This is a genomic window from uncultured Sphingomonas sp., from assembly GCF_964237155.1.
Taxonomy (GTDB): Bacteria; Pseudomonadota; Alphaproteobacteria; order Sphingomonadales; family Sphingomonadaceae; genus Sphingomonas.
The window spans coordinates 1-5193 of the sequence record NZ_CAXSHH010000116.1; the positions used below are offsets into that span (position 1 = coordinate 1).

General features: G+C 67.2%; 4 protein-coding genes. 3 read left to right on the top strand and 1 reads right to left on the bottom strand.

Annotation, left to right across the window (positions count from 1 at the left end):
- The first annotated feature begins 142 nt into the window (after nucleotides 1-142).
- From ACFE71_RS14710 to ACFE71_RS14720, 3 genes are all read left to right on the top strand, one after another.
- On the top strand, nucleotides 143-352 hold the full coding sequence (locus ACFE71_RS14710; RefSeq protein WP_375429514.1) for an EAL domain-containing protein: 210 nt from the start codon (nucleotides 143-145) through the stop codon (nucleotides 350-352).
- A 439-nt stretch (nucleotides 353-791) separates the two neighbouring features.
- Nucleotides 792-2057, top strand: a complete 1266-nt coding sequence (locus tag ACFE71_RS14715; RefSeq protein WP_375429515.1) for a patatin-like phospholipase family protein — start codon at nucleotides 792-794, stop codon at nucleotides 2055-2057.
- Nucleotides 2030-3724: a hypothetical protein gene (locus ACFE71_RS14720; RefSeq protein ID WP_375429516.1), complete on the top strand. Its 1695-nt coding sequence runs from the start codon at nucleotides 2030-2032 to the stop codon at nucleotides 3722-3724. The genes ACFE71_RS14715 and ACFE71_RS14720 overlap by 28 nt, the downstream gene beginning before the upstream one ends.
- Before the next feature lie 17 nt (nucleotides 3725-3741).
- Here the strand turns inward: ACFE71_RS14720 and ACFE71_RS14725 are convergent.
- A partial coding sequence (locus ACFE71_RS14725; protein WP_375429517.1) for a S8/S53 family peptidase occupies nucleotides 3742-5193 on the bottom strand: 1452 nt, incomplete at its 5' end.

Sequence of the window (5193 nt, forward strand, 5' to 3'; positions counted from 1 at the left end):
GGCGCTCGCCACCGCGCTCGCGTTCTGGCTGTGAACGAGTCTGGAGCCTAGGAGCGGCTCATAAAACCGCTCGGTCTCGAGTCCTTTTAGTTTCACCTTGCGCCATTTTCGGCCGGTAGAGGACGGGGGGCAGCCGCGGCGCATGATCGTCGAGGCTGTAGTAGGCCTCTGCGTCAAGCTGGGCATCGGCGTTGTCGCGGAAGGGATCGAGACTCGCGCCGAACTCGACGCGGTTCGCTCGATCGGCATCGACCTGATGCAAGGCTACCTGCTGGCCCGTCCCGCTTTCGAAGCACTGCCACCACTTGCGATCACGATCGATGCGGCCGCGCTTCTCAATTTGAACGGCTGAAGGGTCCCCTTGCATCGTTGCGGGGCAGTCGGATCTCATTTAAATCAGACTGAGCGCACGAGCAGGAGAATGCTGGTCAAGCTGGGGCGGCACGGCGCGGCACGGCTCTTGAGTAAGGAATATTGCGCACGCGACCAGAGCCATCGGCGCGCAGGCGCTGCAATGCTTGGGCAAACAGCGCCTAGGTAGCCAAGCGTGGTCCAACTCACGCGCTCGCTTTGCAGTTGCTTATGTTGATCTGCGCTGTAGCATCGTATTCTCGGGGGTGCTTACCACCGCCTTGTACCGCGTCTTGGATCGTCAAATCGGACAGGAGCGGCGCAGGATGCTCGGCAGACACGTCATTTGCATGTTGTCGTCGCTGGCCTTTCTTATCGGGGGCTGTGCCATCAAGCCGTCTCCGAGCCGCTCATGCCGTTTCGTGAGCTATGAACTTGCAGTGCCCGACCCCGGCGCAGCGGTGGTCGCGTCTGCCGCGGGAGCGCGCAGCTTCGGCGATCTGCTGGATCGAACGCTTCTGACGCCGCCGCGCAATTCGGCCGTCGCCGTCGCTGGTCGCGCGGTGCCCGATCCGTCCATGCTCTTTCTTTCCGGCGGCAGCCTTCACGGAGCCTTCGGGGCCGGGCTGCTGGACGAGTGGCGCCGCACGGCGCCGCGTGGACGCCTTCCGGAGTTCAAGGTCGTTACCGGCATCAGCACCGGCGCGATCCTCGCCACGTTCGCATTCCTGAACCGGACCGAGGACGCGGTACGCGGCTACAGCATAGGCCACGAGCGCGAACTGCTGACGCCGATAGTTTCGGTCAGGAACGGCGTGCCGACCGAGAAGGGCTACGTGGACATGCTCCGCAAGGGTGCCGTCGCCGACCTGAGCCCCCTGCGTCAGCGCCTGATCCATTTCATCGACAAGGGCGCGCTAGAGGCCGTAGCGGCCGAGGCCGGACCGGGTCGGGAGCGCGTTCTGCTGGTGGGCGTTGTGGACGTCGACACGGGGCAGGCGCTTGCGCTCGATCTCACCGAGATGGCGCGACGCTATGCGGCGGAGCGGGACGAGGCCGAGCGCGTCCGCCTGCAGGGCTGCTACGTGGAGGCGATCCTCGCGTCCTCTTCCGCGCCGATGGCGGCGTTGCCCGTCTTTATCGACAACCGGATGTACGTCGACGGCGGTGTTCGCTTCGGAATGTTCTCGGATGAGATCGGCGATCGGATCGAGCGGAGCTCGGCGGCGGCGGCCGCCGGAGGCGGCCCGCGCTTCTACGTGGTCGTGAACGGGGATCAGGAGCTGTCCGCCAGGTGCGGCAAGGCGGACGCGGCGCGTCACTGCGCACGGGGCGATCCGCCGGGCAACTACGAAGGCGTCCACCGCAAGTGGCGCTTCACCGAACTCGCATTGCGCTCCGAGCAGATGCTGGCCAATCAGGTCTATCGCTTTTCGGCCTCGACGATCGAGACCGCGGCGAGGAACAGAGGCGTACCGTTCCACCTGGCGAAGATCGGACCCGACATGTCCAGGCACCGGTACACGCTCGACGATCCAGCGCTCGGACGGGCGGAGACGATGACCTGCGAGGAGTGGCGCAAGGAGGATCGGAAGATCGACGATCCCGTCCAATTCTACCCGCGGTACATGCGCTGCGTGATAGATTACGGGCGAGCGTCGCAGCGGACCGGTTCGGCGTGGGGTTCGGCGAAGCCGCCCAAGTGAGCCACGGGCCATTCCTCGATAGGCGCGCCTTCTCCGCCGCGCTCCTGGCGGCCGGCGGCTGCGTGGGCGGAGGCCTCAAGCCGGGCCCGAAGGCCAGCCTCGCCGACGCGCATACGCACATGTTCAACGTGGCCGATCTGCCGGTGGAAGGGTTCCTTCGCTACGTCGTTGCGCGCCGGTACTTCGCCGAGCCGCCCTCCTGGCTGCCCGCACTGATCTCTCTGTTCACGAGACTGTACAAACCCGCCGCGATTACCGCGCAGCACGAACTGGCGCTGATCACGAGCGGAAAATCGGTGCCTGCGGATTGGGGACCCAAGCGTTTCGCGGCCGAGACCGCCGCCTTCATCGAAACTGGCGCGCGTAGCGGTCCGACGGTGGCCGGCGACAGCGATCGGGCAACGAGGGAGAGCTTCGAGGCGCTTGGCCGCGCTCTGAGCCGGCTTGATGCTTCGGGGATCGCGTCGAGGGAGCTGTCGCTGAGCCTGGACGCAGGCGCCATGCGACGTGCGCTTGCCAGGATCGCGTCGGGGACCGAGTACGGCGACGCTAGATCGGACGAAGCACGGACGCTTCTTGCCGCGGAGGCACAGGGCATTGGGGAGCTCGTTCGCCTGCTCGCCTGGGGCCACCTCCTCCTCCAGTCCCGCTCGTCGCATCTCGCGTCCTACATCCGCGACTTCGGCGGCCGTGGGCGAAAGCCCGCCTTGGTGGTCGCGCTGCTGGTCGACTACGACGCCTGGCTCGACGACGAGCCCGCGCCGGGGTCCGATCAGATGGCTCAGATCTCCGTCATGCATGCGCTGGGTCACCGCGCTGCCGCCTTCCGACCCGCGATCCAGGTAGCGACGTTCGCAGGCTACTGCCCGTTGCGGCATGCGCTTGAGCTGGCGCGCGGCGTGACGACGACATTCGAGCGGCTTCAGGCCGAATGGACCGCCGGGCGCATCGCCGGCTTCAAGCTGTATCCACCGATGGGCTACAAGGCGTCGGGCAACGCGATGCTCGCCGACGTTGAGTTTGATCCGCGGCAGCCCGGACGCGTGACGGCGCTGGACCGGTGGAGCGACGTCGGTGCCGGCCGGGAGCTCGGCTCGGCGCTGGACGAGGCGTTGGACCTGTTCCTGGCCTGGTGCGGCACGGAGAGCGTGCCGATCGTGGCGCATGGCGGTCCGGGCAACGGAGCGGGGCCGCGCTACGGCGAGCGAGCCGATCCCGCGCATTGGGAGGCGCCTGCGGCCCGACACGGCTTGCGTCTCAGCATCGGACATCTGGTTGACGAGGCGAAGCCGTTCGTTAACGCCGTGAGCGCAGGGCGGCGACCGCCCGAGGTCTGGGCCCTGCATGCTCCCGTCCGCATGCTGGACCTGCGGTTATCCGGACGCGGCGAAGTCTATGGCGACCTGTCCTACATGCCGGAGCTCGCCGGAGACCGGGCGCTCGCCCGCGAATTCTTCTCGGCGCTGACCACCGTGTTCGGGCCGGGCGATCCCGCGCTGTCCAGGATCGTGTACGCGACGGACTGGGTGATGCTCGGCATGGAACCGCGCGCCCGGCGGTTCGCGGACGCGGTGATGCGCGGGATGGCTGATGCGCAATGGAGCGACGTGCAGATCGAGAACGTCATGTCGGCCAACGCGCGGCGGCTGATTCGACGCGGTCCGTGACCTCGCGACCTCACCTTTCAGCTCATCGGGAAGATGATCGCCATCACCTCAGCGGCGGGGATGATCTCCTCCCTGCCTGATACGTCGTCCCGGATGCGCACGGTCCCCGATCCCGCGATGCAGTCGACATCCCTCTCGCGCAGGAAGGCCCTGCCGTCGTTTCGGGTCCGGGTTAGGAACCGAACGAAGCGTCGTCGGCCGTCGATCGTGGGCGTCAGTCGGACGGCCCGGGTCGTCAACCTGTTGATCGGGTCGAGCGAACCCGTTTCGCAGAGGCGCAGGTCTTTAGGGTTCTGGATCTCGCCGATGAACGTGCGTCGGCGGACCACGCCGTCCTCCGGGTCTGATCGGATCGTCTCGACGACGTCCCGCCTGACCGCGGCCACCTTCGTCAGGTCCACGACCCACGCACCCTCGTCGCCGACTTCATCGGGCGCTTCGAGCGGCCATGAGGTCTCGATCAGGCGCTGCCGGATCTTCACGGGATTCGCCTCTCCCGTCGAGCGGAGGATACGTAGCGCGAGCGTCACGAGCGGGGCCGCAGCGGAGGTGGACGGCGGGTTGACGGCGTCGGGCGGCGCCTGTCCCGCGATCGGCATCGAGCCCTGCCATACGCCGGGGGCATAGAAGGTGACCCCGCGCCCATGGTTGGAGGTGGGCAGCCTTCGAAGGTCGCGATCGGCCGCGCCCACCACGAAGACCTGGCGTCGGACCTCGTCGATGTTGGCGAGGCAGGTCAGACAGGATCGGTCCTCGTGATCCAGTCGCGAACCCTTGTTGCCTGCGGCGATCACGAGATATCGATTGTTCCAGGGGGCGAGCTCCTCCTTTATGGCGGCCGCCTGCGAGCCGTAGGTCGACGACTGCTCGAGATAGCTGAGGTTCACGATCGTCGCTTCGCGCCGAAAGAGGTACTGGATGCCCTGCACCACAGCCGCCGGGGACGCCTCGACCTCGCCGCCCGGCTCGCACATGTGCATCAATCGGAAGAAGGCGATGCGCGGCAGCCAAGGGGAGGGCGGCTTGCCGTCGGGACGGAGAGCCAGGCCTGCCGCGATCGAGGCGACCATGGAGCCGTGACTGGCCTTGGCTAGCGAAGCCGGACTCCAAAGGTGGTAGGCCGGGTTCGGCGTGGGGCAGAGCCGGAGATCGCCGTCGCCGAGCAGGCCCGCGATGACCTCAGCGCCGGGTCGACTGGGGCCGGCACCGACCAGATCGTCGTTGTAGTCGTTCTGGTCGTCGTCTTCCGGCGTTTCGTCCACCTTGTCCATGCCGCGGTGGAAGAGGTCGCTCGGCAAGGGCGCACCGGCTGCGCCGGCCAGGCCCGAGTCGGCGACGCCGACCACCACCTCGCCAAGCCCGCTCGCTGGGACGCCGGCCGAGGAGAGGGCCGCCAGCACCCGATCGGTATCGTAGGTGTAGCGCGACGATCTGGATGAGAAGCGAGCGGCGATCAGGATGAGAGCTGA

Excerpts from the sequence above, each read along its gene's own strand:
- ACFE71_RS14710 (WP_375429514.1), top strand. The coding sequence starts at position 143 with ATGATCGTCGAGGCTGTAGTAGGCCTCTGCGTCAAGCTGGGCATCGGC.